The organism is Actinomadura sp. 3N508, assembly GCF_044326375.1.
In the GTDB taxonomy this organism is placed as follows: Bacteria; Actinomycetota; Actinomycetes; order Streptosporangiales; family Streptosporangiaceae; genus Spirillospora.
This window is the reverse complement of record NZ_JBIRAX010000001.1, coordinates 414,396-439,510: the sequence shown is the minus strand read 5'-3', so window position 1 is coordinate 439,510 and position 25,115 is coordinate 414,396. Positions and strand designations below refer to the sequence as shown.

23 protein-coding genes and 1 riboswitch are annotated in these 25,115 nt (G+C 71.7%); of the genes, 16 read left to right on the top strand and 7 right to left on the bottom strand.

The features are described from left to right. Nucleotides 1-8: 8 nt before the first annotated feature. Nucleotides 9-104, bottom strand: a riboswitch (glycine riboswitch). 130 nt (nt 105-234) lie between these two features. Continuing rightward, nucleotides 235-1,452 carry an RNA-guided endonuclease InsQ/TnpB family protein gene (locus tag ACH34S_RS01920; protein WP_395950595.1) on the top strand — a complete coding sequence of 406 codons (1,218 nt, stop codon included), beginning with the start codon at nt 235-237 and terminating at the stop codon, nt 1,450-1,452. Between the two features lie 106 nt (nt 1,453-1,558). After that, complete coding sequence (locus ACH34S_RS01915) at nt 1,559-2,857, top strand: M50 family metallopeptidase (protein WP_395950594.1); 1,299 nt, start codon at nt 1,559-1,561, stop codon at nt 2,855-2,857. A 32-nt stretch (nt 2,858-2,889) separates the two neighbouring features. On the opposite strand, the gene ACH34S_RS01910 is transcribed toward ACH34S_RS01915, so the two are convergent. Further along, entirely contained in the window at nt 2,890-3,987 is a 1,098-nt protein-coding gene (locus ACH34S_RS01910) for a PLP-dependent cysteine synthase family protein (RefSeq protein ID WP_395950593.1), read from the bottom strand. Between the two features lie 406 nt (nt 3,988-4,393). Here ACH34S_RS01910 and ACH34S_RS01905 point away from each other — a divergent pair, with 406 nt between their 5' ends. Further along, on the top strand, nt 4,394-5,563 hold the full coding sequence (locus ACH34S_RS01905; RefSeq protein ID WP_395950592.1) for a hypothetical protein: 1,170 nt from the start codon (nt 4,394-4,396) through the stop codon (nt 5,561-5,563). Between the two features lie 6 nt (nt 5,564-5,569). On the opposite strand, the gene ACH34S_RS01900 is transcribed toward ACH34S_RS01905, so the two are convergent. Further along, the gene (locus ACH34S_RS01900) at nt 5,570-7,096 is read right to left on the bottom strand and encodes an ATP-dependent DNA ligase (protein ID WP_395950591.1); all 1,527 of its coding nucleotides are present in this window, start codon (nt 7,094-7,096) and stop codon (nt 5,570-5,572) included. 113 nt (nt 7,097-7,209) lie between these two features. On the opposite strand from ACH34S_RS01900, the gene ACH34S_RS01895 reads away from it, so the two are divergent. After that, on the top strand, nt 7,210-7,923 hold the full coding sequence (locus ACH34S_RS01895; protein WP_395950590.1) for a hypothetical protein: 714 nt from the start codon (nt 7,210-7,212) through the stop codon (nt 7,921-7,923). Nucleotides 7,924-8,278: 355 nt separating this feature from the next. Here the strand turns inward: ACH34S_RS01895 and ACH34S_RS01890 are convergent, their stop codons facing one another. Together ACH34S_RS01890 and ACH34S_RS01885 are read right to left on the bottom strand one after the other, a co-directional pair. Further along, nucleotides 8,279-9,142, bottom strand: a complete 864-nt coding sequence (locus ACH34S_RS01890; RefSeq protein ID WP_395950589.1) for an SDR family NAD(P)-dependent oxidoreductase — start codon at nt 9,140-9,142, stop codon at nt 8,279-8,281. Between the two features lie 14 nt (nt 9,143-9,156). Continuing rightward, nucleotides 9,157-9,774, bottom strand: coding sequence for a TetR/AcrR family transcriptional regulator (locus ACH34S_RS01885; RefSeq protein WP_395950588.1), 618 nt, complete (start codon nt 9,772-9,774; stop codon nt 9,157-9,159). An 82-nt stretch (nt 9,775-9,856) separates the two neighbouring features. On the opposite strand from ACH34S_RS01885, the gene ACH34S_RS01880 reads away from it, so the two are divergent. Next, a complete protein-coding gene (locus tag ACH34S_RS01880; RefSeq protein ID WP_395950587.1) occupies nt 9,857-11,320 on the top strand; it encodes a flavin-containing monooxygenase in 1,464 nt (487 codons plus the stop codon). 4 nt (nt 11,321-11,324) lie between these two features. On the opposite strand, the gene ACH34S_RS01875 is transcribed toward ACH34S_RS01880, so the two are convergent. From ACH34S_RS01875 to ACH34S_RS01865, 3 genes are all read right to left on the bottom strand, one after another. Beyond that, a complete protein-coding gene (locus ACH34S_RS01875) occupies nt 11,325-11,972 on the bottom strand; it encodes a TetR/AcrR family transcriptional regulator (protein ID WP_395950586.1) in 648 nt (215 codons plus the stop codon). 80 nt (nt 11,973-12,052) lie between these two features. After that, nucleotides 12,053-12,844, bottom strand: a complete 792-nt coding sequence (locus ACH34S_RS01870; protein WP_395950585.1) for an NAD-dependent epimerase/dehydratase family protein — start codon at nt 12,842-12,844, stop codon at nt 12,053-12,055. 41 nt (nt 12,845-12,885) lie between these two features. Continuing rightward, nucleotides 12,886-14,115 (bottom strand): helix-turn-helix domain-containing protein, encoded by a 1,230-nt coding sequence (locus tag ACH34S_RS01865; RefSeq protein ID WP_395950584.1) that lies wholly within the window; start codon nt 14,113-14,115, stop codon nt 12,886-12,888. Between the two features lie 376 nt (nt 14,116-14,491). On the opposite strand from ACH34S_RS01865, the gene ACH34S_RS01860 reads away from it, so the two are divergent. The 11 genes from ACH34S_RS01860 to ACH34S_RS01810 all read left to right on the top strand — a co-directional run bounded on the left by ACH34S_RS01860 (nt 14,492) and on the right by ACH34S_RS01810 (nt 25,115). After that, nucleotides 14,492-15,472 carry an ABC transporter ATP-binding protein gene (locus tag ACH34S_RS01860; protein WP_395950583.1) on the top strand — a complete coding sequence of 327 codons (981 nt, stop codon included), beginning with the start codon at nt 14,492-14,494 and terminating at the stop codon, nt 15,470-15,472. A 112-nt stretch (nt 15,473-15,584) separates the two neighbouring features. Continuing rightward, nucleotides 15,585-16,286: an MlaE family ABC transporter permease gene (locus ACH34S_RS01855; protein WP_395951417.1), complete on the top strand. Its 702-nt coding sequence runs from the start codon at nt 15,585-15,587 to the stop codon at nt 16,284-16,286. Between the two features lie 7 nt (nt 16,287-16,293). Further along, nucleotides 16,294-17,124 (top strand): MlaE family ABC transporter permease, encoded by an 831-nt coding sequence (locus ACH34S_RS01850; protein WP_395951416.1) that lies wholly within the window; start codon nt 16,294-16,296, stop codon nt 17,122-17,124. Between the two features lies 1 nt (nt 17,125). Further along, entirely contained in the window at nt 17,126-18,406 is a 1,281-nt protein-coding gene (locus tag ACH34S_RS01845; RefSeq protein ID WP_395950582.1) for an MCE family protein, read from the top strand. Beyond that, entirely contained in the window at nt 18,403-19,461 is a 1,059-nt protein-coding gene (locus ACH34S_RS01840) for an MCE family protein (protein WP_395950581.1), read from the top strand. Before ACH34S_RS01845 ends, ACH34S_RS01840 begins: the two co-directional genes overlap by 4 nt. Beyond that, nucleotides 19,458-20,486, top strand: coding sequence for an MCE family protein (locus ACH34S_RS01835; protein WP_395950580.1), 1,029 nt, complete (start codon nt 19,458-19,460; stop codon nt 20,484-20,486). The genes ACH34S_RS01840 and ACH34S_RS01835 overlap by 4 nt, the downstream gene beginning before the upstream one ends. Then, on the top strand, nt 20,486-21,682 hold the full coding sequence (locus tag ACH34S_RS01830; protein ID WP_395950579.1) for an MCE family protein: 1,197 nt from the start codon (nt 20,486-20,488) through the stop codon (nt 21,680-21,682). The genes ACH34S_RS01835 and ACH34S_RS01830 overlap by 1 nt, the downstream gene beginning before the upstream one ends. Beyond that, nucleotides 21,682-22,881 carry an MCE family protein gene (locus ACH34S_RS01825; RefSeq protein WP_395950578.1) on the top strand — a complete coding sequence of 400 codons (1,200 nt, stop codon included), beginning with the start codon at nt 21,682-21,684 and terminating at the stop codon, nt 22,879-22,881. Before ACH34S_RS01830 ends, ACH34S_RS01825 begins: the two co-directional genes overlap by 1 nt. Nucleotide 22,882: 1 nt before the next feature. After that, nucleotides 22,883-24,055, top strand: coding sequence for an MCE family protein (locus ACH34S_RS01820; protein ID WP_395950577.1), 1,173 nt, complete (start codon nt 22,883-22,885; stop codon nt 24,053-24,055). After that, on the top strand, nt 24,052-24,579 hold the full coding sequence (locus ACH34S_RS01815) for a hypothetical protein (RefSeq protein WP_395950576.1): 528 nt from the start codon (nt 24,052-24,054) through the stop codon (nt 24,577-24,579). Before ACH34S_RS01820 ends, ACH34S_RS01815 begins: the two co-directional genes overlap by 4 nt. Next, nucleotides 24,576-25,115, top strand: coding sequence for a hypothetical protein (locus ACH34S_RS01810; RefSeq protein WP_395950575.1), 540 nt, complete (start codon nt 24,576-24,578; stop codon nt 25,113-25,115). Before ACH34S_RS01815 ends, ACH34S_RS01810 begins: the two co-directional genes overlap by 4 nt.

The following is a 25,115-nucleotide window of genomic DNA, read 5'->3' as shown; positions in this document are numbered from 1 at the left end:
GAGGTCGCCTCGCCCGTGCGGTCCGTGGGCCTGAGAGGTTCCGGGGAGGAGTTGCTCCTTCGGCGTCCCTCACCGGCTGCGAGGGACTCTCCCGCACGGGATCGTCGGCTGCCGGTCAGGCTAGCAGCGGCTTCGCCGCACGACCACCCACAGTCCCCCCACCGCGGGAGGAGGGTTCCTCCACGGTAATGACCTTGAGTGATTCTGTCGTATCCCACCGTTATGGTGCCGATCATGTCTCCCGCACCCGTGGGCCCGACCTCCGTGCAGGAAGTTCGGGGTCATGTCCGCTATACCTACCGGGCTCGCCTGTCGAGCACGGCCGAACGGGCCTTGCAGGCGGAATGGGACCGCTGCCGCTGGGTGTGGAACATGTGCGTGGAAAGCTCCAAGACCCTGCACCAGGCCGGTGAGAAGATCGGACCTGCCGGGCTGTGCAAACTACTGACCGGCTGGCGCGCCGAACACGGCTGGCTGCGCGCCGGGTCGAGCGTGGCGCAGCAGCAGACCATCCGCGACTTCGGGCGGGCCCGCGCCAAGACGATCAAGGACATCGCCGACGGCCTGCCGATGCGGCGGCGAGCCGGGATGCCCCGGTTCAAGACCAAAGCCACGGCGGCGCCGACGCTGAACTACCACCGAGGGGGCTTTCGGCTCAAAGACGGCCAGGTGCATCTGGCGGGAGGCATCGTGGTGCGGGTGGTGTGGTCGCGGGACCTGCCGGCCGATCCGACATCGGTGCGGATCTACCGCGACACCCTTGGCCATTGGTATGTCAGCTTCGTGGTCCCCGCCCAGGTTGCCCCGTTGCCTCCGGCGAACACGATGATCGGGGTGGACTGGGGTGTGAAGGAGATCGCCACCACCACCTGCGACGCGCACGACCTGCCGCACCCCCGGCACGGCGGCAAGGCCGCCGCCGGGCTGGCTCGCTACCAGCGGCGCATGGCGCGGCGTCGGCCCGCCAAAGGGCAGAAGACGTCCAAGGGGTATCAGCGCGCGAAGAAGCAGGCCGCCCGGGCCGCCAGGAAGGTCGCCCGGCAGCGGCAGGACACCGCCCGCAAGTGGGCCAAGAGTGTGGTCCGCGATTTCGATCAGATCGCGGTCGAGGATTTCCGCCCCAAGTTCCTGGCCAAGACCACCATGGCGCGCAAGGCGGCCGACGCCGCGATCGGCACCACCAAAGCGGCCCTGGTGGAGATGGGTCACAAACACGGCCGCGACGTCCGCCTCGTCAACCCCAGGAACACCACGACCGACTGCGCGGCATGCGGTGCGAGAACCAAGCACCGCCTGCCGCTCGGAGAACGCACTTACACCTGCACCACCTGCGGAGCGTCCCAGCCCAGGGATAAGAACTCCGCCCAGGTGATGCTGGTCAGGGCCGGTTTCGTCCCTGCTGGTGCCGAGGGTGTAAGACCGCAAGGCCCGCCGGGCCTCACGGCGACCTGAGCCAGAAATCCCCTGCCCTCGGGGAGGGGAGGATTCAAGTACTCTGAATTGATTGCTGGAGATCACCCCCCGGTGAGCGGGGTGCACGACCGGAGGGCGAAAGCGCATGGCCTACCTGGCTGGAGCGTTGATCATATTCTTCGGCCTGCTGGTGTCCATCGCCCTGCACGAGCTCGGGCACTTCTCGTTCGCCAAGCTGTTCGGGGTGCGGACGACCCAGTTCATGGTCGGGTTCGGCCCCACGATGAAGTCGTGGCGGCGCGGCGAGACCGAGTACGGCATCAAATGGATCCCGCTCGGCGGCTACATCCGCATGATCGGGATGCTGCCGCCGCGCAAGGGCGACGCCCCGGGGCAGGTCCGGCAGGCCAGCACCGGCCCCTTCCAGGGGCTGATCGAGTCCGCGCGCGGCGCGGCGCTCGAAGAGGTCAGGCCCGGCGACGAGGACCGCGTCTTCTACGCCAAGAAGTGGTGGCAGAAGGCGCTGATCATGGTCGGCGGGCCCGCGATGAACCTGCTCCTCGCCGTGCTGTTCTTCGCGATCCTGCTGATGGGCATCGGCACGGTCCGCGACCAGCCGGTCGTCGACACGGTCTCCAAATGCGTCGTGCCGGCGAGCCAGTCCGACCTCAAGGACTGCCCGGCGGGCGCGCAGCCGACCCCCGCCCACCAGGTCGGGCTGCGGCCGGGCGACCGCATCGTGACGTTCGACGGCAAGAAGATCGACGAGTACCGGGAGCTCCAGGAGCAGATCCGCGGCGCGGGCGGCCGGACCGTCCCGATGACCGTCCGGCGCGACGGGAAGGATCTGCAGCTCAACGTCCCCGTCACCCGCAACAAGATGCGCGACCTCGACGACCAGAAGAAGGTCGTCAACGCCGGGTTCCTCGGCATCACCCCGGCCAACGCGGTCGAGCGGCAGGGGCCGGGCGCGGTCGCGAGCACGATGGGCGAGCTGACCACGCGCACCGCGGGCGCGCTGGTGCGGATGCCGCAGAAGATGGTCGGGGTCTGGAACGCGGCCTTCGGCGGCGAGGAGCGCGACCCCAACGGCCCGATCGGCGTCGTCGGCGTCAGCCGGATCGGCGGCGAGTTCGCCGCCGACGACCGCATCGACGGGACCCAGAAGGTCGCCTTCTTCGTGATGCTGCTCGGGTCGCTGAACCTCGCGGTCGGGATGTTCAACCTCGTCCCGCTGCTGCCGCTGGACGGCGGCCATATCGCCGGCGCCCTGCTGGAAGCGGTCAAGAAGCTGTTCGCCAAGATCTTCCGAAGGCCCGATCCCGGGTATGTGGACGTCGCCAAGGCCCTCCCGGTGACCTATGTGATGGCGGTCGTCCTCATCATCATGGGCGGGCTGCTCATCTACGCCGACCTGTTCAACCCCGTCCGCGTCACCGGATAGCGGCCGCCGGCGGGGCGTCCGGCGCCCCGCCGTCAGCGGACGGGGGGCAGCTTCCCGGTCTTCAGGAAGTCCTCCAGCGCGGTCAGGTACGGCTCGATGTCGAGGCCCTGCGCGGCCAGCCAGGCGTCCGAGCCGTAGGTGCCGGTGTAGCGTTCGCCGCCGTCGCAGATAAGCGTGACGACGCTGCCGCGCTCCCCGCGCGCCCGCATCTCGGCGATCAGTTCCGCCGCGCCCCACATGTTGGTGCCGGTGGAGCCGCCGACGTGGCGCCCGCTGACCTCGCTCGTCCAGCGCATCGCGGCGACGGACGCCGCGTCCGGCACCTGGATCATCCGGTCGATCACCGTGGGCAGGAACGACGGCTCGACGCGCGGCCGGCCGATGCCCTCGATCCGGGAGCCCGCGGCGGTCCGCTCCGGGTCGCCGTCGGCGAACGAGCCGTGGAACGCCGAGCCGTCCGGGTCGACGACCGCGAGCCGCGTCTGGAACCGCCGGTAGCGGGCGTAGCGGCCGATCGTCGCGGACGTCCCGCCGGTGCCCGCGCCGACCACCACCCAGGACGGCTCGGGGAAGCGCTCCAGCCGCAACTGCTCGAAGATCGACTCGGCGATGTTGTTGTTGCCGCGCCAGTCCGTGGCACGTTCCGCGTAGGTGAACTGATCCATGAAGTGGCCGCCGCACTCGGCCGCGAGGCGCCGCGACTCGTCGTAGATCGAGGACGGGTCGGACACCAGATGGCAGCGCCCGCCGTAGAACTCGATCAGCTGGATCTTCTCCGGGCTCGTGGACGCGGGCATCACCGCGACGAACGGCAGCCCCAGCAGCCGCGCGAAGTACGCCTCCGACACCGCCGTCGACCCGCTGGACGCCTCGATCACCGTCGTGTCCGCGCGGATCCAGCCGTTCGCCAGCCCGTACAGGAACAGCGACCGCGCCAGCCGGTGCTTCAGCGACCCCGTCGGGTGGACGGACTCGTCCTTCAGGTACAGGTCGATGCCCCAGCCGGGCGGCAGCGGGAACACGTGCAGGTGCGTGTCGGCGCTGCGGTTGGCGTCGGCGTCGACCAGCCGGATCGCCTCCGCGACCCACGTGCGGTACGCGGGATCCCAGCGGTCCACGGTGCGGTTCACGGCGACTCCTTTGTTGACCCAGGGGGGCGACCCCCTGGAACCCCCGTCAGGCACGGCGGGCACGTTTCCCGGGCCGCTGGCGCGTCCCGCGAAACGCACCCGCCGTGCTCGGTTCGTGCGACCTCCGGCGCGGGGCGCTGTGTTTGCCCAGGGGGGCGACCCCCTGGAACCCCCGTCAGGCACGGCGGGTGCGTTTCCCGAGCCGCTGGCGCGTCTCGCGAAACGCACCCGCCGTGCTCGGGTCGTGCGACCTCCGGCGCTGGGCGCCTCCGGCCGCACGACCCGTGACCTCGGCTTGGGTTCAGGCCTCCGTGACCGGGGCCGGGGTTGATTGCGTGTCCGGGTCCCACGATATCCGCGCATGTCACCGGGCATGATGGAGGCTGCGGGGGGCAGATTGATCGAGATGTTCGACGCGCGCATCGTGGAGACCGGGCGGCTGCCGCTGTTCGGGTTCTTCGTCGCGTTCATGATCACGTTCGTGCTGACGCGGGTGAACGTGCGGCTGATCCGTTCGGACGTGCGCTGGTTCCGGAACGTGACCGCTGGTGACGTGCACATTCACCATGTCGTGTTCGGTGTCGTGCTGATGCTGGCGGGCGGGGTCGCGAGCCTCGCCGTGCCGGACGGGCACGTCCGGCTCGACCTGGTCGCGGCCGCCGTGTTCGGGATGGGCTCGGCGCTCGTCCTGGACGAGTTCGCCCTCATCCTGCACCTCAGCGACGTCTACTGGACGGAGAAGGGCCGCGCGTCCGTCGACGCCGTGTTCGTCGCCATCGCCATGACGGGGCTGCTGCTGCTCGGCGTCCGCCCGTTCGGCTACGAGGGCATCGGCATCGATCCGGGCGGCGGCGACCTCAGCGTCGGCTACGTCGCGTTCCTCGCCGGCAACCTCGCGCTCGCCGTGATCACGCTGCTGAAGGGCAAGATCTGGACCGGGCTGATCGGGCTGTTCCTGCCCGCGCTGCTGATCGTCGGGTCCGTGCGGGTGGCGCGGCCCGCCTCGCCCTGGTCGCGCTGGCGCTACGACGAGGGCTCGCGCCGCTACCTGCGGGCCGTCCGGCGGGAGAAGCGGCTCCGGCGGCCGCTCATCCGCGGCAAGATCTGGGTGCAGGAGTTCATCGCGGGGCGGCACGACCTCATCCCGCCGGAGCTGCTGCAACGCCGCACCGAGGCGGCCGAGCGCGCCCGCCGCCGCCTCCGCAGGTCGACGGCGCGCGCCGAGCGCCGGGCCGCAGCCCGCGCGGAACGCAAGGCCGCCGCCCGCGCGGCCCGCGCCGCGCGCACCGGACGCAAGACCGGCACGTGGCCCGAACGGCGGGGCGCGGCACGCGAGCGGCGCCGCGCCGATTCCCGCGAGGACCGCGCCCGCGGCAGGGGCGCGCCGCGCCTGCGGACGCGCGCCGTGTCCAGACGCCAGGCCCGCCGCACCGCCCCGGACCGCGCGTCCCGCGACCGGGCCGCCCGCGGACGAGCCGTCCCCGACCGCGCCGCGCCCGAGAAGGAACCGCCGCCGAGCACCGCGCCCTCCGCCCGGGACCCGGACCCGGCGACGCTCGACGACCGCCCGAGCTGACTCGCGTCAGTCCATGACGGGCGCGACGGCGCGGACCGTGTCGATCGTGTCGGCCTCGGCCGCGGACTTGTCCGGCCGGTACCGCAGGACGCGCGCGAACCGCAGCGCGATGCCGCCCGGGTAGCGGGGGCTGTGCTGGACGCCGTCGAACGCGATCTCGACCACCAGCTCGGGACGGACGTGGACCGTCCAGCCGTCCTCCCGCACGGCCAGCTCGCGGAGCCGCTCGGTCTGCCAGGCGAGCAGCTCGTCGGTGAGGCCCTTGAACGTCTTGCCGAGCATGACGAACCCGCCGGTCTCGGGGTCGCGGGCGCCGAGATGCAGGTTGGACAGCAGGCCCTGCCGCCGCCCGTGCCCCCATTCGACGGCGAGGACGACGAGGTCGAGGGTGTGCCGCGGCTTGACCTTGATCCAGCCCGCGCCGCGCCGCCCGGCCGTGTAGGGCGTGTCGAGGGACTTGACCACGACGCCCTCGTGGCCGCGCGCGACCGCCTCGTCGAAGACCTCCTTCGCCCGCGCCGGGTCGCCGGTGATCACGCGCGGCATCCGCAGTTCCTCGGGCACGACCCGGACGAGCGCCTCGTTCCGCTCCGCGCCCGGGGCGTCGAGCAGGTCGGCGCCGTCGAGATGCAGGACGTCGAAGATGAACACGGCCAGCGGCACGGGCTCGGTGTTCTTGGCGGTGCGGGTCGCGGTGCGGGCGGCCGTGACCTGGAACGGGTGGGGACGCCCGTCCGGCCGCAGCGCGATCAGCTCGCCGTCGAACACGGCGTCGCGGACGGGCAGCTCCCGCACGGCCGCCACGACCTCCGGGAGCCGGGAGGTGATCTCGTCGAGCGTCCGGGTGAACACCCGCACCTCGCCCCCGGACACGTGGATCTGCGCGCGGATGCCGTCGAGCTTCCACTCCACGGCCGCCTCGGCCTTGAGCTTGGCGAACGCCTCGTCGATGGACGGCGCGGACGCCGCCAGCATCGGCTTGATCGGGCGCCCGACCTCAAGCGTGAACCCGCGCAGCCCGCCGACGCCCTCGGCCATGGCCGCCGTCGCGACGGGCCCGAGCGACCCGCGCAGCATGAACGCCCGCCGCACCTCCGCGGACGGTACCTCGGCCGCCGCCGCGATCGCCTCCGCCATCACGCCGTCCAGCGCGCCCTGCCGCAGCTCGCCCGCCAGCAGCCTGATCAGGAAGTCCTGCTCGGCAGGGGTGGCGCGGCCGAGCAGCCCCGCGACGAGCTCGCGCCGCCGGGCCACCGAGCCCGGCCCGGACACCGCGCCGATCTCGGTGAAGGCCGCGTCCACGCCCAGCACCGTCAGGGACGGCTCCGCGGCGGGCTCCGGGACGTCGCGCAGCGCGGCGTACCCCACGCCGATCTGCCGCTGGGGCAGCTCGCCGGACAGGTAGAAGACCACGATCGCGGCCTCGTCCGGCTCCGCCGCGCGCAGGCACTCCGCGAGCGCCGCGACCTTGGCCTTCCGGCCGGGCGTGGCGGCCACGGCCGCCGACGTCCGGGTGATGTCCGCTATCAGCACCCCCTCATTGTGTCCACCTGCACCGACAATCAACACTGGCCAGATCCCGCGCGCCTGACCTACCTTGACGTGGGGCCAATCGGTGATCTGACGGGGAGAGTGAGGAGCGGGGCTTGAGCCTTCAGCGTCCGGGCGGACCGTTCCACCGGCCCTACTCGCCGCCGGAGCCGCCGGCTCCCGCCCGCCGGCTGCCGAAGCGGCTCGCGGTCCTCGTGACCGCCGGGCTCCTCGCCGCTGCCGCCGTGGCGGCCTTCCTGGTGGTGCCCGGCCAGGGCAAGGAGAAGGCGACCGTGCGTCCGACACCACCGGTTGGAACGCGCCAGAGCGCGACGCTCACCGCGCTCCCGCCCCCATGCGAAACGGTCTCGAAAGGCACCATCGACCGCACCGTCCCCATGGCGACGCGCACGGAGAACGCGAACTCGACGCTCACCACATGCACCTACACCCCGACGGGTGCGGCGTTCCCATGGCTGCGTGTGGAGGCGCGCCTGTACTCGTCCGGCAACACCACGACCCCGGTCCAGGACGCCAAGGACTACTACGCCACCCAGTGGACGCAGGCGCACGACGCCCGGCTCGTCCGGACGATCACCCTCGAACGCGACCGGGCCCTGGGGGACGAGGCGTACCGCTGGTACCGCGCGGACCACGGACGCCCGTCCGTGGTCGGGCAAGTCACCGCCAGGGTCCGCAACGCGGTCTTCACCGTCACCTACGCCGAGCGGGCGCCGGGCAGGGCCGCCCAGGACGCGCGAGAGGGCCCCTGCATCGCCACGGTGACCGCCGTCGCCCGCGAAGTCCTCGCCGTGCTAAATCATTTCTGACCTGAATCGGCCGATCAAGGCATATGTGCTGTCAATAGCTTCTAGGGTGTTCCGGTAAGGGGAGGGGGTGCGCCGATCATGCTCCCGGGACCATGCCAGGTCGTCGGCGTGCTTGAGATACCCGGGGAGGAGGAGGTCGACGACGTGGCCGCGCAATCGGTAGGAGTGTCCTGGGTGAGGTGAGATCCCAGGTCAACAACCTGTACGCGTCGACGGGCCGCGGAGTGGACCTCGCTCCGCGGCCCTTTTGCTCCCCTCTCATGTACCAGTGACCCCGCATTCGCGAACCATTTTCTCAATCCTGTTTCGACCTTGAGAGAAATGGTTCGAACTGGAACTACCCGCCGTTCCGGCGTCAGGGGCGGGGGATGGGGATTCTGGCCAGGAGGCGCAGGGATGCGGGGGACACCCTTGATGCCGCGTGCAGGAGGTGGCCCTCGAAGTTCACGGGGATCATCGGCTTGTTCTTGACGATGGCCTGGACGATCCGCTCGGCGACCTTCTCCGGCGGGTAGTTGCGCCGCTTGAGGGCCCACTGGCCGCGCTCGCGGAGCCGTTCCCTGGCCGGCTCGTCGCCCTCGACGTAGGTGCCGTTCTTGACGATGTCGGTGCTGACGAAGCCGGGGCAGACGGCGGTGACGCCGATGCGGAAGCCCGCCAGCTCGGCGCGCAGGCACTCGCTGAGCATGAGGACGGCGGCCTTCGTCGTGCAGTAGGCGGGCAGCGTGCGGGTGGGGCTGTAGGCGGCGGCGGACGCGATGTTCACGATGTGGCCGCCGAAGTTGGGCTTGTCGGGCTTGTTGGGGAGGGCCTCGACGCGGTCCCGCATCTGCTTGCCGAACAGGCGGCAGCCGTGGATGACGCCCCACAGGTTGACGCCGAGGACGGCGTTCCAGTCGTCCAGGCCGGTGTCGAGGAACGAGCCCGCGAGCGCGATGCCGGCGTTGTTGACGACGATGTCGGGCGCCCGGCGGGACTCCCTGACCTCGGCGGCGAAGGTCTCCATCGCGGCGGCGTCGGACACGTCCACCTCGTAGGGGGAGGCTCCGGCGCCGACCGTCTTCGCGAGGGTGACGGTCCGCTCGGCGGCGGCCAGGTCGATGTCGGCGGCGATGACGTGCGCGCCGCGCTCGGCGAGGGCGAGGGCGGTGGCCCGGCCGATCCCGCTGCCGGCTCCGGTGACGACGGCGAGCGCTCCGTCGAAGTGCGCGAGAGGCATGGAGCCAACCGTACTCAGGACGCGTCCGGCAGGTACGGGCTGAGCCCGTTCCAGCAGAAGTCGGTCATATGGCGGGCCGCGTCCTCGGGGGAGACGCCGGGGTGCTGCGTCTGCCAGTGTGCCAGGCGCTCGCTGCCGCCCATGATGATCTGGGTGAAGGCGTCGATGACCTCGGCGGGCGCGGACGGCGCGAACGTGGACAGCGCGCCCGCGATCAGCGTGCTCTGCTGCCTGCGCGTCGCGTCCACGGCCTCGGCGGCGGACGGGGGCGCGGAGAGCGGCTCGCGGAGAAGCATGGAGAACGATCTGCTGTGGGTGTGGACGAACCTGAAGTAGGCGACCATGCCGCGCCACAGGATGTCCTTGGGGTCGCTCGCCCCGGCCATGGCCTTCTGGGTGAGGTCGAGCAGCTCCGCCTTGGAGCGGGTCACGCAGGCCACGAGCAGGCCGTCCTTGGAGCCGAAGTACTCGTAGAGCATCGGCTTGGAGACGCCGCAGCGCTCGGCGATCTCGTCCATGGAGGTGGCCCGGTAGCCGCGCTCGCCGAACACCTCCTCGGCCACGTCCAGCATCTGCCGCTCGCGGTCGGCGCGGGACATCCGGCGGCGTGGACGGGGTGTGGCGGCACTCACAGGGGGATCCTCCAATTGGATCTACCGTCAGTAACCTACTCCGGGTAACTTACTGCGAGTAGGTTACGCGAGAGGACGGGATATGAGCGAGCGCGCCCCGGCGATCGTCGTCATCGGCTCCGGCTTCGCCGGCCTCGGCATGGCGATCCGGCTGAAGCAGGCCGGTTTCCACGACTTCGTGATCCTGGAGAAGAGCGACGCCCTCGGCGGGACGTGGCACGACAACACCTACCCCGGCTGCGCCTGCGACGTCCCCTCGCACATGTACTCCTTCTCCTTCGAGCTCAACCCGGGCTGGTCGCGGATGTTCGCGCCGCAGCCCGAGATCCGCGCCTACATGGAGCGGACGGCCGACAAGTACCGGGTGCGCGAGCACATCCGCTTCGGCGCGGCCGTCGACTCGATGGAGTACGACGACGCGTCCCGGCGCTGGAACGTGCGGCTCGCGGACGGGACCGTCCTCACCCCGAAGGCCGTCGTGTCCGGCATCGGCGCGCTGCACATCCCGTCCTTTCCGGACCTGCCGGGCATCGAGCGGTTCCGCGGCACGGCGTTCCATTCCGCCGAGTGGGACCACTCCTATGAGCTGGGCGGCAAGCGCGTCGCGGTCATCGGGACGGGTGCGTCCGCGATCCAGTTCGTCCCGCGGGTCGCGGAGCAGGCAGCGGAACTCGTGGTGTTCCAGCGGACGCCGCCGTGGGTCCAGCCGAAGCCCGACTTCGCCATCCCCGGGGTGGTCCGCAAGGCGTTCGGGATGATCCCGGGTGCGGCGCGGGCGTTCCGCGGCGGCATCTACTGGGCGCTGGAGGCCCGCGCGATCGGCTTCACCATCGACCCGCGCCTGTCGGGGCCGCAGGAGCGGGTCGCGCGGCGGCACATCGAGCACCAGATCGCCGACCCGGAGCTGCGCGCCAAGGTGACGCCGGACTACACGATCGGCTGCAAGCGGATCCTGCTGTCCAGCGACTACTATCCGGCGCTCGCCAGGCCGAACGTGGAGCTGGAGACGTCCGGGATCGCCGAGGTGCGCGAGCACTCCATCCTCACCGCGGACGGGCGCGAGCACGAGGTCGACTGCATCATCTACGGGACCGGCTTCAAGGTGACCGACGCCCTCACCGGCCTGCGCGTCACCGGGCGGGACGGCGTCAAGCTCCAGGAGATCTGGGCGGACGGCATCGAGGCCCACTGCGGCACGACGATCCCCGGCATGCCGAACTTCTTCATGCTGCTCGGGCCGAACACCGGCCTCGGCCACAACTCGGTGGTCTTCATGATCGAGGTGCAGATCCAGCACGTGCTGAGCTGCCTGCGCCTGCTGCAGGAGAGCGGCGCGGACACGATCGAGCCGAAGCCGGAGGCGTCCCGCCGTTTCAACGACCGCCTGCAGCGGCGGCTGCGCCGCGCCGTCTGGAACGAGGGCGGCTGCGACAGCTGGTACCTGGACGCTCAGGGCGTGAACCGCACGCTGTGGCCGGGCCACACGTTCGAGTTCTGGGCCGGGTCCCGCAAGGCCCGGCCGGAGGAGTTCGCGCTGCGCCGCTGAAACGCTATTTCTGCGGCGTGAAGATCGGGCTGAAGCCCGCGATGAGCTGGCGGATCACCGGGCGCTGCTCGGCCGGGCTGCGGCCGCGCAGGTGGTGGATCGGGTCGAGGCCGTCGTAGTACGGGGCGAGGGCGAGGAACGGCAGCAGCGTCATCAGCCAGGTGGCGATGACGTCGAGGTCGGCGTCCTCGCGGATCGTGCCCCGCTCCTGGCATAGCTGCAGGAGCGGATGGATCACCTGCAGATAGTGCGAGTTGGCGGTGTCGCGGACGACGGACCGGACGCTGTTGTCGAGTTCGAAGTTCGTCGCGGCGGTGATGCCGCGCTCCAGCGGATGCTCCGCCATGTACTCGGTCCAGTCGCAGAGCGCGTCGAACAGCCATTCGTCGAACGGCTGGTCGAAATCGATCAGCTCCATGCGGCGTTCCATCTCCTCGCGGACGCGGCGCGACGCCTCGTCGCACACGAACGCGAAGAACTCCAGCTTGTCGCTGAAGTACTGGAAGAGGGAGCCCTTGGCGATGCCGGCCTCGCGCGCGATGGTGTTCAGGCTTCCCGTCGAGTACCCGTTCTCTCCGAACTCGCGCATCGCCACCTCGAACACCCGCTCGCGCTTGGCGACATTGAGGCGGAACCAGGTCGACGTCGGCATGGACCCTTCGACTTTCCGTCAGGAACCGGTAATCCGAACGTCAGGATAACGCTCCGTCGCGCCCACTGTGGCCCGTACCATCACCGGCCCTCGGGCGCGGGACCGTCGAGATACTGGAGCGTGAATTCCGCGGACGCGTAGGCACCGCCCTGCGGTACGCCCGGCCCGACAAATGTGTCCGGAATGTCGTAAGTTGCTGCATCATCGACCGGTTCGTAGCCGAGCCGTCCGTCCAGTTCCCAGAATCGGCGCGCATTGGCGGAGACGGCATAGGCGGCGAGGAATCCCGGCGACGGGACGGTCAGCGCCGCGCGGACGAACCCGGCGCAGTCGCGATGGCTCAGCCAGGTGGCGAGATGCCGGGGCTCGGAGGGGCGGCGTTCGAGGCTGCCGATGCGCAGGCACACCACGTCCAGGCCGAACTTGTCGGCGTAGAGGCGGGCGAGCGCCTCGGTGGCGACCTTGCTGACCCCGTACAGGCCGTCCGGCCTCGGCGGCATCCGCGCGGACACGGTCTCGGTCGAGGGGTAGCAGCCGGTCAGCCGGTTGCTGCTGGCGAGCACGACGCGCCGGACGCCGGTGACGCGCGCCGCCTCCAGGATGCGCTGGGTGCCGAGGATGTTGCCCTCGACCAGGTCGGGGAACGGCGCCTCGTCGGACACCCCGGCCAGGTGGACGACCGCGTCCGCGCCGTCCATGATCTGCGCCGCGTCGGACAGGTCGGTCCGGTGGACGGTCTCGTTCGGCGCCTCGGCGCGCAGCGGCGCGCGGTCGGCGAGGACGAGCCGCTCCGCCTCGTTCCGCAGCGGTGTCCGGAGCGCGGCGCCGACCCGTCCGGCGGCTCCCGTCAGCACGATCGTTCCCAGTGTCATGGGCAGAGTGTCGCATCCGGCGGTGACGCGGTCGGGCGGGCTCAGGGGCCGGGGGCGCCGCGCCTGTTCAGCGTGCGGCGGCGGTGCAGGCTGGCGGCGCGGAGGGTGGCGTCCAAGGAGAAGCGCGCGTCGGCGTCGTCCAGGCTGTCGCCGAGATAGCTCTCCAGCTGCCGGAGCCGGTACCGGACGGTCTGCGGATGGATCTTGAGCCGTTCGCCGATGTCGACCGCGGTGGCCCGGGTCGTGACGGCCTCGGCGAGCGTCTCGACGAGGCGGCGGCGCTGGCCGTCGGACACATCGCGCAGCGGTTCCAGGTGCCGCCGGGTCAGCTCCTCGATCAGCGGCGGGTCGGACAGCAGCCACATGGTCATGAGGTGGTCGCGGCACGGGATGAGGGAGCCGTCCCGGATGACGCCCTCCTCGGCGAGCCCGAGGACGCGGCGCGCCCAGCGCAGCGAGTGCGTCGCCCGCTCCAGCGGCAGCGTGAGGCCGATGACCGAGCTCGCGTCGGCCAGCGCGGCGCGCAGCATGGCGTGGCGCGGCGCGGTGAGCGGTCCCGGGACGAGCAGGCACGGTTCGGCGGAGTCCAGGTCGGCGAGGACGTCGGCGTCCAGCGCCGCGCGGGTGTAGGGGGCGTCGGGGTGGATGGCGACGAGCGTCGCCTCCTCGGGCAGCGGCCACCAGCCGGTGGACTTGGCCGGCCCCTCGATCGCCTCGGGCACCACCGCGGGCTGCTGGAGGATCAGGTGCAGGAGCCGTTTGCGGTCCTCGCGGCGGCGGATGTCGGCGTGGCCGGTGGCCTGCTGGTGGCCGAGCCGGGCCTGCGCGACGACCTCGTCCAGGTAGACGAGCATCGCGTCGACGATGGTGGCGACGACGGCGGTCGGGACCCGCTCGCGTTCGGCGGCGGTCACCGTCCGGCGCCAGGCGATGTGGAAGGCGGTGCGGGTGGCGGCCTGGAGGAGGTCGAGGCTGCGTCCCTCGACGGCCTCGAAATGGCCGAGCGCCCGGCAGGTCTCGTCGCGCTGGGCGGTGGAGGCGCCCGGGTCGGCGACCTTGTCCAGCAGGCCGGCGAGCAGGAGGTCGACGCTGAGCCGGAGGATCCGGTCGTAGGCGGACAGGTGCGCCCTGTCGTACTCCGGGATGCTCTGCTTGATCTCGGTGACGACCTCCTGCGCGACATCGGGCAGTTCCGCGCGCAGCAGCTCGAGGAAGGCGCGGAAGACGCGCTGGCTCCGGTCGGTCTCGGACCATTCCAATGCCTGCGACATGGGAAAGGCGACCTCCGTATCGGCCGGCTGAGAACACCGCGAACATAAAGTCACCACCCGGCGCTGGCAAGACCATCTCGCCCGGCGGCCCGCGGAACGGCGCGTTTTTGCGCGTGAAGTGACAAGAACGGGGTTCGGTTGATGGCTCGGTGACAAACCGGGACCGCCGGGACGGGCCGGCAGGCCCCCGAACCCCCTCAAGTTACCGCCAGGTAATCACCGGTGTTGTGTTTCCGGACCTCGAAGACTAACCCGGTGACAATTTTTGGGTGCCATTCATCGAATTGCGTCAGGAATCCTGCGAAGCCCTATTGAATGCGTGGGCTACTCGGCCGTAACGTCCTCGCGACGTGCTTTATCGCGAGTGGTGGTGTGCGTGGGAATCGAAGTCGTCGTCGAGGGCCTGACCAAGGCGTTCGGGCCGCAGGTGATCTGGCGCGATGTCACCCTCACCCTGCCCGCCGGGGAGGTGAGCGTGCTGCTCGGCCCGTCCGGCACCGGCAAGACGGTGTTCCTCAAATCGCTGATCGGCCTGCTCAAGCCCGAGGAGGGGCGCGTCCTGATCGACGGCGTGGACATGGTCAACGACCGCGACCGCCTCGTCTACGAGGCCCGCAAGCGGTTCGGCCTGATGTTCCAGGACGGCGCGCTCTTCGGCTCCCTCACCCTCTACGACAACATCGCGTTCCCGCTCCGCGAGCACACCCGCAAGAAGGAGGCCGAGATCCGGCGGATCGTGCTGGAGCGGATGGAGCTGGTCGGCCTCATCGGCGCGGAGAGCAAGCTGCCCGGCCAGCTGTCCGGCGGCATGCGCAAGCGGGCCGGGCTCGCCCGCGCGCTCGTCCTCGACCCGGAGATCATCCTGTGCGACGAGCCGGACTCGGGGCTCGACCCCGTCCGCACCGCGCACCTGTCGCAGCTGCTGATCGACGTCAACGCGCGGATCGACGCGACGATGCTGATCGTCACCCACAACATCGAGATCGCCTCGACCGTCCCCGACAACATCGGGATGCTGTACCGCCGCGACCTGGTCGCGTTCGGCCCCCGCGAGGCGCTGCTCACCAGCGACGAACCCGCCGTCGCCCAGTTCCTGCACGGCGACGTGCGCGGGCCGATCGGGATGTCGGAGGAGAAGGACGCCGCGCTCCTCGCCGCGGAGGCCGCCGCCCGCCCGCCGGCGCGCCGGACGATCGAGATCCCGCCGCAGCTCCGCCCGACGCCCGGGATGCCGCCGCGCCAGGGCGAGTTCCGGCACGCGCTGCGCGTGAACGCGATGTTCCCGCAGCTCTCGCCCCAGGCTCAGCGGGCCATCCGCGCCAACCGGCAGGAGGGCAGCGGCCATGGCACGCCCTGAGACCACCGGCCTTGATCCCTCGACGCCCGATCCCGCGCCGCCGGTGGTGCCGGGCGCGGGCGCGCTGCGGCAGGTCGGGCGGCTGTTCGCGCTCGCCGGGACGGTGCTGGTGATGACGTTCCGGCGGCCGTTCCAGGTCCGCGAGCTGATCCAGCAGTTCTGGTTCATCGCCTCGGTCGCGATCCTGCCGACCGCGCTCGTGTCCATCCCGTTCGGCGCCGTCATCTCGCTGCAGGTCGGGTCGCTGGCCAAGCAGCTCGGCGCGCAGTCGCTCACCGGCGGCGCGAGCGTCCTCGCCGTGGTGCAGCAGGCCAGCCCGCTGATCGTGGCGCTGCTGATCTCCGGCGCGGCGGGCTCGGCGATCTGCGCCGACCTCGGCTCCCGGACGATCCGCGAGGAGATGGACGCGATGGAGGTCATGGGCGTCTCGCCGATCCAGCGGCTCGTCGTCCCGCGCGTCCTGGCCTGCATGGCGGTCGCGGTGCTGCTGAACGGGCTCGTGTCCGTCGTCGGCGTCGCGGGCGGCTACTTCTTCAACGTGCTGATGCAGGACGGCACGCCCGGCGCCTACCTCGCCTCGTTCTCCGCCCTCGCGCAGCTCCCCGACCTCTACATCAGCGAGCTGAAGGCGCTGCTCTTCGGGTTCATCGCGGGCGTGGTCGCCGCCTACCGCGGGCTGAACCCGAGCCCCGGGCCGAAGGGCGTCGGCGACGCGGTCAACCAGTCGGTCGTCATCACGTTCCTGCTGCTGTTCTTCGTGAACCTCGTGCTCACGGCGATCTACCTCCAGGTCGTCCCGCCGAAGGGAGCGTGACGTGGCGATCCCCGGTGCGCGGCGGCTCCGTCCGGTGAAGCTCGTGTCGTGGCTGGACGGGCCCGGCGACCAGCTCGGCTTCTACGTCCGGGCGCTGCTGTGGACGCCGCGCGCCGTCCGCCGCTACATGCGGGAGTCGCTGCGGCTGCTCGGCGAGGTCGCGTTCGGCAGCGGCGCGCTCGCCGTCATCGGCGGCACGGTCGGCGTGATGATCGGCATGACCGTGTTCACCGGCGTCGTCGTCGGGCTCCAGGGGTACGCGGCGCTCGACCAGATCGGGTCGGCGGCGTTCACCGGGTTCGTGTCCGCGTACTTCAACACCCGCGAGATCGCGCCGCTGGTCTCCGGGCTCGCGCTGTCGGCGACGGTCGGCGCGGGCTTCACCGCCCAGCTCGGCGCGATGCGGATCAACGACGAGATCGACGCGCTGGAGGGCATGGGCATCCAGTCCGTCCCGTACCTGGTGACGACCCGGATCATCGCGGGGACGGTCGCGATCGTCCCGCTGTACGGGATCGGGCTGCTCAGCTCCTACCTGGCGTCCAGGCAGGTGACGCTCTGGTTCAACGGGCAGTCGGCCGGGACCTACGACCACTACTTCAACATCTTCCTCTCGCCCGAGGACGTGGTGCTGTCGTTCGCCAAGGTGCTGATCTTCAGCGTCATGGTCGTCCTGGCCCACTGCTACTACGGCTACCGCGCGGCCGGCGGCCCCGCCGGCGTGGGCGTCGCCGTCGGCCGCGCGGTCCGCACCGCGATCGTGCTGATCAGCGTGACGGACTTCTTCATCAGCCTCGCCATCTGGGGGGCCACGACGACGGTGAAGGTGACGGGCTGACATGCCGCGACGAACCACCCGGCACGTGGCCGGGCAGCGCCTCACCGGGGTGGCGTTCCTGCTGGTCCCGGCGCTGCTGATCTGGTTGTCGATCGCGATCTACGACAAGCGGTTCACCGAGGTGACGACGGTGACGCTGCGCACCTCGACGGCGGGCCACGAGATGCATCCGATGGCGGAGGTGAAGGTCCGCGGCGTCGTCGTCGGCGAGGTCCGCTCCATCGAGGCGGACGGGACGGGCGCGAAGCTCGAACTGGCGCTGAAACCGGAGCTGGCCGATCGGGTCCCGGCGGACGTGCGGGCGCGGCTGCTGCCGACGACGGTGTTCGGCGCCCGGTACGTGTCGCTCGTCCCGCCGGACGGCTCGTCCGCCAGGCCGATCGAAGCGGGCGACGTGATCTCCGAGGACCGCAGCGAGAACGCGGTCGAGCTGTCGGAGGTCCTCAACCACACGATGGACCTGCTGAACGCCGTCCAGCCGGCGAAGCTGTCGGCCACGCTGAACGCGATGGCGACCGCGCTCCAGCAGCGCGGCGACCAGATCGGCCGCACCTTCGAGCAGCTCGACGCGTTCCTCCGCAAGCTCAACCCGGAGGTCCCGGCGCTCACGCGCAACCTCGCCGAGCTGGCGGAGTTCTCGCGGCACGCCTCCGACGCGGCCCCCGACCTGCTCCAGGCACTCACGGACTTCACGGTGACCAGCCGGACGCTCGCCGAGCAGCGCACGGCCATCGCGAGCCTGTACGACGCGGTGTCGGGATCGTCCGCCGATCTGGACGGCTTCCTGCGCGCCAACTCCGGGAACATCATCGCGCTGGCGTCCGCGAGCCGGGGGAGCCTGGAGCTGATGCGCCGGTACGCCCCGGCCGCGCCCTGCACGTTCCGGACGCTCGCGGAGTTCGTCCCGAAGATGAACCGGGTGCTGGGGCAGGGCACCGGCAAGCACGGCGTGCACGGTGTGGTCGTGTCCGTCCCGCAGCAGGGCCGCTACCTGCCGGGCAAGGACAAGCCGCGGTACGGCTCGGGCGGCGGGCCGCGCTGCCCGAGCGTCCCGTACCTGGCCGCCGACGGGCCCCGGGTGCTGGCCGCGGGCGGGGTCCCCGGCCAGGGCGGCGGCGGTGCGGCCGGGAGCGGGCTCGGGCCCGCGAACTCGGCGTCCGAGAACGACCTGGTCAACGAGCTGGCCGGGCCGTCGCTCGACGAGGTCCCCGAGGAGCTGCCGGACTGGTCGAGCGTCCTGATCGGCCCGATCTACCGGGGCACGGAGGTGACGGTCAGGTGAGGCTCACCGGACAGGGGCTGCGGGGCCTGGCGTTCCCGCTCACCAGCTCGCTGATCTTCATCGCGGTGACGGCGGCGGCGACGATGCTGCTGGCCTCCAGCATCACCGGCGCGACCAGCGGCGACCGCGTCACCTACCACGCCAAGTTCACCGACGTCGCCGGGCTGCATCCGGGGCACGGCGTCCGGATCGCGGGCGTCGAGGTCGGCCAGGTCGAGAAGATCGAGGTCAGCGACCGGCGGCTGGCGCGCGTCACGTTCGAGGTCGACCGCGACCGGCGGATCCCGGCGTCGGCGACCGCCGCCGTCAAGTACCTGAACCTGGTCGGCGGACGGTACATCGCCCTCAGCCGCGGCCCCGGTTCTCCGGGCGCGGCGCTGAAACCCGGCGGGACGATCCCGGTCCGGCAGACGACGGGCACGCTCAACCTCACCCAGCTGTTCCAGGGTTTCCAGCCGCTGATGCAGGCGCTGTCGCCCGGCGACGCCAACAAGCTGTCGGAGTCGATCGTCAAGGTGCTCCAAGGCGAGGGCGGGACCATCGAGAGCCTGCTGCGCACGGTCGGGGAGCTGACCACCACGCTCGCCGCGAAGGACCGGGTGATCGGGCAGGTCATCACGAACCTGAACAGCGTCGTCCAGACCGTCAACGCGCGGGACCGGCAGCTCGTCGACCTCGTCACCACGCTGCGCCGGTTCACCTCCGGGCTCGCCGCCGACCGCAGGCCGATCGGCGAGGCGCTCGGGTCGATCGCCGACCTGACCAGCGCCACCGCCGGGCTCCTCCAGGTCGCGCGCCCGCCGCTGAAGGACGACATCGTCCACCTGGGCCGCCTCGCCGGCAACCTCGACCGCGACGAGCCCCTGCTGGAGCGCTTCCTGCGGCGCTCGCCGGGGAAGACGGCGACGCTCGGGCGGCTGGGCTCCTACGGGTCGTGGATGAACTTCTACCAGTGCGAGGTCAAGCTCGTCGGCGTCACCTGGGCCGGCGCCGACGTATCCGACCGGCCGCCGCCGACCGGCATCCCGATCAAGGACGCGAGGTGCCGCGGATGAAGCGGATGAAGCCGCTGCGGGAGCGCAACCCGATCGCGGTGGCCGCCGCCGGGATCGCCGTGCTGCTGGCGCTCGGCGCGCTCGCCTTCCGCGCCGACGACCTGCCCGTCATCGGCGGCGGGACGACCTACAGCGCGTACTTCTCCGAGGCCGCCGGGCTGAAGGACGGCCAGGAGGTCCGCGTCGCCGGGGTCAAGGTCGGCAAGGTCACCGGGGTCGCGCTGGCCGGGAACAAGGTGAAGGTCACCTTCCGGGTCAAGGACACCTGGGTCGGCGACGCCACCCGCGCCAACATCATGATCAAGACCCTGCTCGGGTCGAAGTACCTGCAGCTCGACCCGCTCGGCGCCCGCCCGCAGGACCCCGCGCGGCCGATCCCGCTCGACCGGACCGTCTCCCCGTACGACGTCACGACCGCGTTCGAGGACCTCGGCCGGACGTTCGACCGGCTCGACACCGCCAGGCTCGCCTCCAGCCTCCAGACGATCTCCACGACGTTCGAGGACACCCCGGCGAGCGTCCGCGTCGCGCTGAAGGGCGTGTCGGCGCTGTCGACCACGATCGCGTCGCGGGACGCGGAGCTGGCGCGGCTCCTCGCCGGGACCAAGAAGCTGTCCGGCACCCTCGCCGCGCAGAACGACCAGTTCAGGACGCTGTTCAAGGACGGCAACCTGATCCTGGACGAGCTGCGCCGCCGCCGCGAGGCGATCCACGCGCTGCTGGTCGGCACGCGCCGCCTCGCGGACGAGCTGATCGGGCTGGTCGACGACAACCGCTGGAAACTCCAGCCGACGCTCGCGTCGCTGAACGAGGTCACCGACGTCCTCGCACGGAACCAGAAGAACCTGGACCGGACGCTGGAGACCGCCGCCCCCTACATCCGCGTCGTCGGCAACGCGATGGGCAACGGGCGCTGGGTGGACGGCTACCTGTGCGGCACCGTCCCCAAGAACTACCTGGAGAACGGCAACTGGAAGCCGCCCGTGACCGGCTGCAAACCGCCCCATCTGACGGGAGGCCGATAATGCGGTTGCCGTCCCCGATACGAGACCACCGGACGCGCGTCGTGGAGGCTCTCTTCGCGGGCTTCGTGATCCTGGCCGCGGTGGCGCTCATCCCCGTCCTGGGCGGCGGGCCGTCGCGGCGGATCACCGCGGAGTTCGCCACCGCCATCGGCGTCTACCCCGGCTCCGACGTGCGCGTCCTCGGCGTGAAGGTCGGGTCGGTCGACACGATCGAGCCGCTCGGCGACCGGGTGAAGGCCGTCCTGCGGGTGGACGAGGACGTGCCCGTTCCCGCCGGCGCGCGCGCCGTCGTGATCGCGCCGAACCTGGTGTCCGACCGGTACGTGCAGCTCGACCCCGCCTACGGCGGCGGCCCGCGGCTGCCGGACGGCGCGTCGATCGACCAGAGCCGCACCGCGACGCCGCTCGAACTCGACCAGCTGTACGACGCCGTCCGGCGCTTCTCCGCCGACCTCGGCCCGCAGGGCGTGAACGCGCACGGCGCGCTGTCGGACGTCGTCCGCGTCGGCGCCGCCAACCTCGGCGGCAACGGCAAGGCCCTCAACACCACGATCGCCGACCTCGGGAAGGCGTCGCAGACGCTGTCGGACTCCAGCGGCGACCTGTACGCCACCGTCGCCAACCTCAACAGGTTCAGCGTGATGCTCAGGGAGAACGACGCGCAGATCCGGCTGGCGGAGGGCCAGCTCGCCGAGGTCAGCGGGTTCCTCGCCGCCGACCGGGACGAGCTGGGCGCGGCGCTGCGCAGCCTCGCGCTGGCGCTCGCCGAGGTCAAGGGGTTCATCGAGGACAACCGGGCGCTGCTGGAGCAGAACGTCGGCAAGCTCGCCGGGATCACGCAGGTGCTCGTCGACCAGCGCGCCTCGCTCGCCGAGATCCTCGACACCGCGCCGCTGCTCACCCAGAACGCCCTCAACGCCTACGACCCGAAGACGCGGTCGCTGATGACGCGCGGCAACCTGCTGGAGATCACCAAGGCGTTCGGGAGCGCGAGCCAGCCGGGCGTCGATCCGCCCGCCGCCGACCTGCGGCCGGTGTGCGCGGCGGCGGCGTCCGCGGCCGGGACGCTCCGGGAGCAGTGCGAGCGGCTGACGACGTCCGGGCTGGTCGCGGTGCCGCCGTCGCAGGCGTCCGGGCTGCTGCCGCTGCCGCTGCCGCCCGCCGGACGCACCTATGCCGGGCAGGGAGGCCGCTGATGCGCGCGTCCAGGCTCGTCGCGATCCTCGCCGCCTTGGCCGTGGCGGCGGGCTGCTCGATGCGGATCGAGGACGTCCCGCTGCCCGGCGGCGCCGATCTCGGCGACCACCCGTACACGGTGAAGGTGCAGTTCGAGGACGTGCTGAACCTCGTCCCGCAGGCCGCCGTCCGGGTCAACGACGTCCCGGTCGGGCGGGTGCAGAAGGTGGCGCTGCCGGAGGGCTCCTGGAACGCCGAGGTGACGCTGCTGGTGAACGGCGACGTCCGGCTCCCCGCGAACGCCACCGCGAACCTGGAGCAGTCGAGCCTGCTGGGGGAGAAGTACATCCGGCTCGCCGCCCCGGCCACGGCACCGTCCGCGCGGCCGCTGACCGACGGCGCCACGATCCCGGTCGCCCGGACGACGCGGAACGCCGACACCGAGGAGGTCTTCGGCGCGCTGTCGCTGCTGCTGTCCGGCGGCGGGCTCCCGCAGATCCGGACGATCAACCGCGAGCTGAACAAGGCGCTCGGCGGCCGGGAGGACACGATCCGGTCGGCGCTGCGGAACCTCGACGACCTGACGGCGACGCTCAACCGCAACCGGCGATCGATCGTGGACGCGCTGGACGGCCTGAACCGGCTTTCGGCGACGGTCGCGTCCCGCAACGGGCAGGTCGAGACCGTCCTGGACGACCTGTCGCCCGGCCTGAAGGTCCTGGACGAGCAGCGCGGACAGCTCGTGGAGATGCTGCGCAAGCTGGAGAGACTCGCGGACGTCGCCGTCAAGACGATCAACGCCAGCAAGGACGACACCGTCGCGGACCTGCGCTCCCTCGCGGTGATCCTGCGCAAGCTCGCCGACTCCGGCCGCGACCTGCCGAAGTCGCTGGAGGTGCTGCTCACCTACCCGTTCACGGACGAGGCGCTCAAGGGCGTCAAGGGCGACTACCTCAACGGCTACCTGACCGTCGTCGCCACCACGGGCGGCAACTGCGTGATCCCGCCGGTCAAGGAGTACGACCCGCGCTCGGACCTGAAACGGCTGCGGGCCCTGGCCGCCGCGCCGCCCGCGGGCCCGATCCCGACCCCGTGCCCGGACGCCGGAGACGGCTCCGAGCCCGGCGCCCCCACCGCCCCGGCGCCGCAGCCGCTCGCTCCGCAAGCTCCTGATGATCGGCCCGCCCTGCCGCTGCCGACGCTCGGGGAGGGGAACTGACATGCTCACCGCCGTCACCCGGATCAAGATCGTCGCGTTCGCCGTGATCGCGGCGCTGGTCGTCGGCCACATCGGCGTCACCTACGCCGACCTCGGCCGCCACGTCGGGATGCGCGGCTACTACACCGTCCGCCTCGACCTGGCGACCACCGGCGGGCTGTTCGAGGGGTCCGCGGTGTCGTACCGGGGCGTGACCGTCGGGACGGTCGGCGCGCTCGACCTGTCCCGGGACGGGGTCATCGCCGAACTCCGCATCGACGACTCGGCGGCGAGGATCCCGGCGGACCTCCAGGCGATCGTCGCGAACCGCTCCGCCGTGGGCGAGCAGTACGTGGACCTCCGTCCCCGCGCGCCGTCCGGGCCGTACCTGGCGCAGGGCAGCACGATCCCGCGCAGCGCCACGGTCACGCCGACGCCGGTCAGCGAGACGCTGAAGAGCGTCAACGACCTGGCCGCGTCGCTCCCGCTCACCGACGTGCGGGTGCTGATCGACGAGCTCGGGCTGGCGTTCGCCGGGCAGGGCCCGCATCTCCAGCAGCTCCTCGACACCAGCGCCCGGTTCGTCGCGGCGTCGGACGCGGCGTTCCCCGACTCCCGCGCCCTGATCCACAACGGGCGGGCGGTGCTGCGGACGCAGAACGAGATGTCGGACGCGTTCAAGTCCTTCGCGGCCGACTCCCGCCTGCTGGCCCGGCAGCTCCGCGACTCCGACACCGATCTGCGCAAGGTCATCGCGTCCGGCCCCGGCGCGGCCGGTGAACTCTCCAGGCTGCTGCGCGACCTGGACCCCGCCCTCGGCGTCCTCCTCGCCAACCTCCTCACGACCGCGCGGGTGGGGGAGCCGCGCCAGGCCGCCCTGGAGGAGCTGCTCGTCAACCTGCCGAAGGTCGCGGGCATGGGCTCCACGATCGTGTCAGATGGGCAGATCCGGCTCGGCCTGGTGAACACGTTCTTCAACCCGCAGCCCTGCACGCGCGGCTACGGCGGGACCCGCTACCGCAACGGCCTCGACCTGTCGCCCGCCCCCGGATTCAACACGGGCGCGCACTGCGCGGAGGCCCCGGGCAGCGGCATCAACGTCCGAGGCACGGCCAACGCCCCGCGCAAGGGCGTCCCGCCTCCGGCCAGGCCCACCGACCTGCGGACGCTCCTCGGTCTCGGCGGTGCGCCATGACCCGCTGGATCCGCCCGGCCGGCTACGTGCTGACGGCCGCCGCCACCGCGTTCCTGTGCCTGTCGCTCTGGTCGCTGGTCCAGTCCGGCCGGGGCGCCGACCACGACCTCGCCGCCGCGCGGGACGAGGTCAGCCGGACGGCCGTCCGCGACCTCGCGCTGCTCAACAGCATCGACCCCAAGGTCGCCGAGCTCGACCTCGCGCACTGGCTGGACGTCGCCACCGGCCCCTTCCACGACGCGCTCGAACGCGACATGCCCAACGCGCGCGCGAGGTTCGCCAAGCAGAAGGCGCCCTCGCAGGGACGTGTCACCGCGCTCGCCGTCACCGCCCTCGACCGCTCCGCGGGGGAGGCGACCGTGATCGCCTCCGTCAGGATCCGCACCGGCCCGTCCGGCGCCGCCGGCGCCGCCGCCGAGGGCACCGAGCAGCGCGAACGCTACGAGGTCGGGATGCGGCGCGTCGGCGGCGTGTGGAAGATCAGCTCGCTGCGGCCCCTGCCGCCCGCGAGGAGCACGCCGTGAGCGTCCCCGGCAAGGCGCGGCCGCGGGCCATCGGACGCGGGTGGTGGCCGGTGGCCCTCGCCCTGGCGATCTCCCTGGCCGCCTTCGCGGTGGACGGCTGGGCGGACAGGCGCAGCGAGGGCTCACCGGCCGCCAACCGCGCGCTCGTCGACCGGGCCCGGACCAGCGAGGTGATCGCGGACGTGTCCGCCGACGTCGCGCGGATCTTCACCTACACCCACGCCGATCCCGCGGCCACCGAGCGGGCGGCGCGCACCGCCCTCACCGGCCCCGCCACCGCCGACCACCGCCGCCTGTTCGGCCTGGTGAAGCAGAACGCCCCGGTCATGAGGCTCGCCCTCACCACGAAGGTCGCCAAGGCCGGGCTGATCGAACTGACCCGCGACGGGACGGCGGCGGTCCTGCTGGTCGTCCTCGACCAGACCGCGACCCGCGGCGGCAGGCCCACCGGCGCGCCCGTCGCGGCGCAGCTCATCGTCACGGCCCGTTACGACGACCGGCACGGCTGGCGTATCAGCGACCTCCGGGCCGCCTGA

Excerpts from the sequence above, each read along its gene's own strand:
- ACH34S_RS01920 (WP_395950595.1), top strand. The coding sequence starts at position 235 with ATGTCTCCCGCACCCGTGGGCCCGACCTCCGTGCAGGAAGTTCGGGGT.
- ACH34S_RS01915 (WP_395950594.1), top strand. The coding sequence starts at position 1,559 with ATGGCCTACCTGGCTGGAGCGTTGATCATATTCTTCGGCCTGCTGGTG.
- ACH34S_RS01905 (WP_395950592.1), top strand. The coding sequence starts at position 4,394 with ATGTTCGACGCGCGCATCGTGGAGACCGGGCGGCTGCCGCTGTTCGGG.
- ACH34S_RS01890 (WP_395950589.1), bottom strand. The coding sequence starts at position 9,142 with ATGCCTCTCGCGCACTTCGACGGAGCGCTCGCCGTCGTCACCGGAGCC.
- ACH34S_RS01880 (WP_395950587.1), top strand. The coding sequence starts at position 9,857 with ATGAGCGAGCGCGCCCCGGCGATCGTCGTCATCGGCTCCGGCTTCGCC.
- ACH34S_RS01875 (WP_395950586.1), bottom strand. The coding sequence starts at position 11,972 with ATGCCGACGTCGACCTGGTTCCGCCTCAATGTCGCCAAGCGCGAGCGG.
- ACH34S_RS01870 (WP_395950585.1), bottom strand. The coding sequence starts at position 12,844 with ATGACACTGGGAACGATCGTGCTGACGGGAGCCGCCGGACGGGTCGGC.
- ACH34S_RS01865 (WP_395950584.1), bottom strand. The coding sequence starts at position 14,115 with ATGTCGCAGGCATTGGAATGGTCCGAGACCGACCGGAGCCAGCGCGTC.
- ACH34S_RS01855 (WP_395951417.1), top strand. The coding sequence starts at position 15,585 with ATGACGTTCCGGCGGCCGTTCCAGGTCCGCGAGCTGATCCAGCAGTTC.
- ACH34S_RS01845 (WP_395950582.1), top strand. The coding sequence starts at position 17,126 with ATGCCGCGACGAACCACCCGGCACGTGGCCGGGCAGCGCCTCACCGGG.
- ACH34S_RS01835 (WP_395950580.1), top strand. The coding sequence starts at position 19,458 with ATGAAGCGGATGAAGCCGCTGCGGGAGCGCAACCCGATCGCGGTGGCC.
- ACH34S_RS01830 (WP_395950579.1), top strand. The coding sequence starts at position 20,486 with ATGCGGTTGCCGTCCCCGATACGAGACCACCGGACGCGCGTCGTGGAG.
- ACH34S_RS01825 (WP_395950578.1), top strand. The coding sequence starts at position 21,682 with ATGCGCGCGTCCAGGCTCGTCGCGATCCTCGCCGCCTTGGCCGTGGCG.
- ACH34S_RS01820 (WP_395950577.1), top strand. The coding sequence starts at position 22,883 with ATGCTCACCGCCGTCACCCGGATCAAGATCGTCGCGTTCGCCGTGATC.
- ACH34S_RS01815 (WP_395950576.1), top strand. The coding sequence starts at position 24,052 with ATGACCCGCTGGATCCGCCCGGCCGGCTACGTGCTGACGGCCGCCGCC.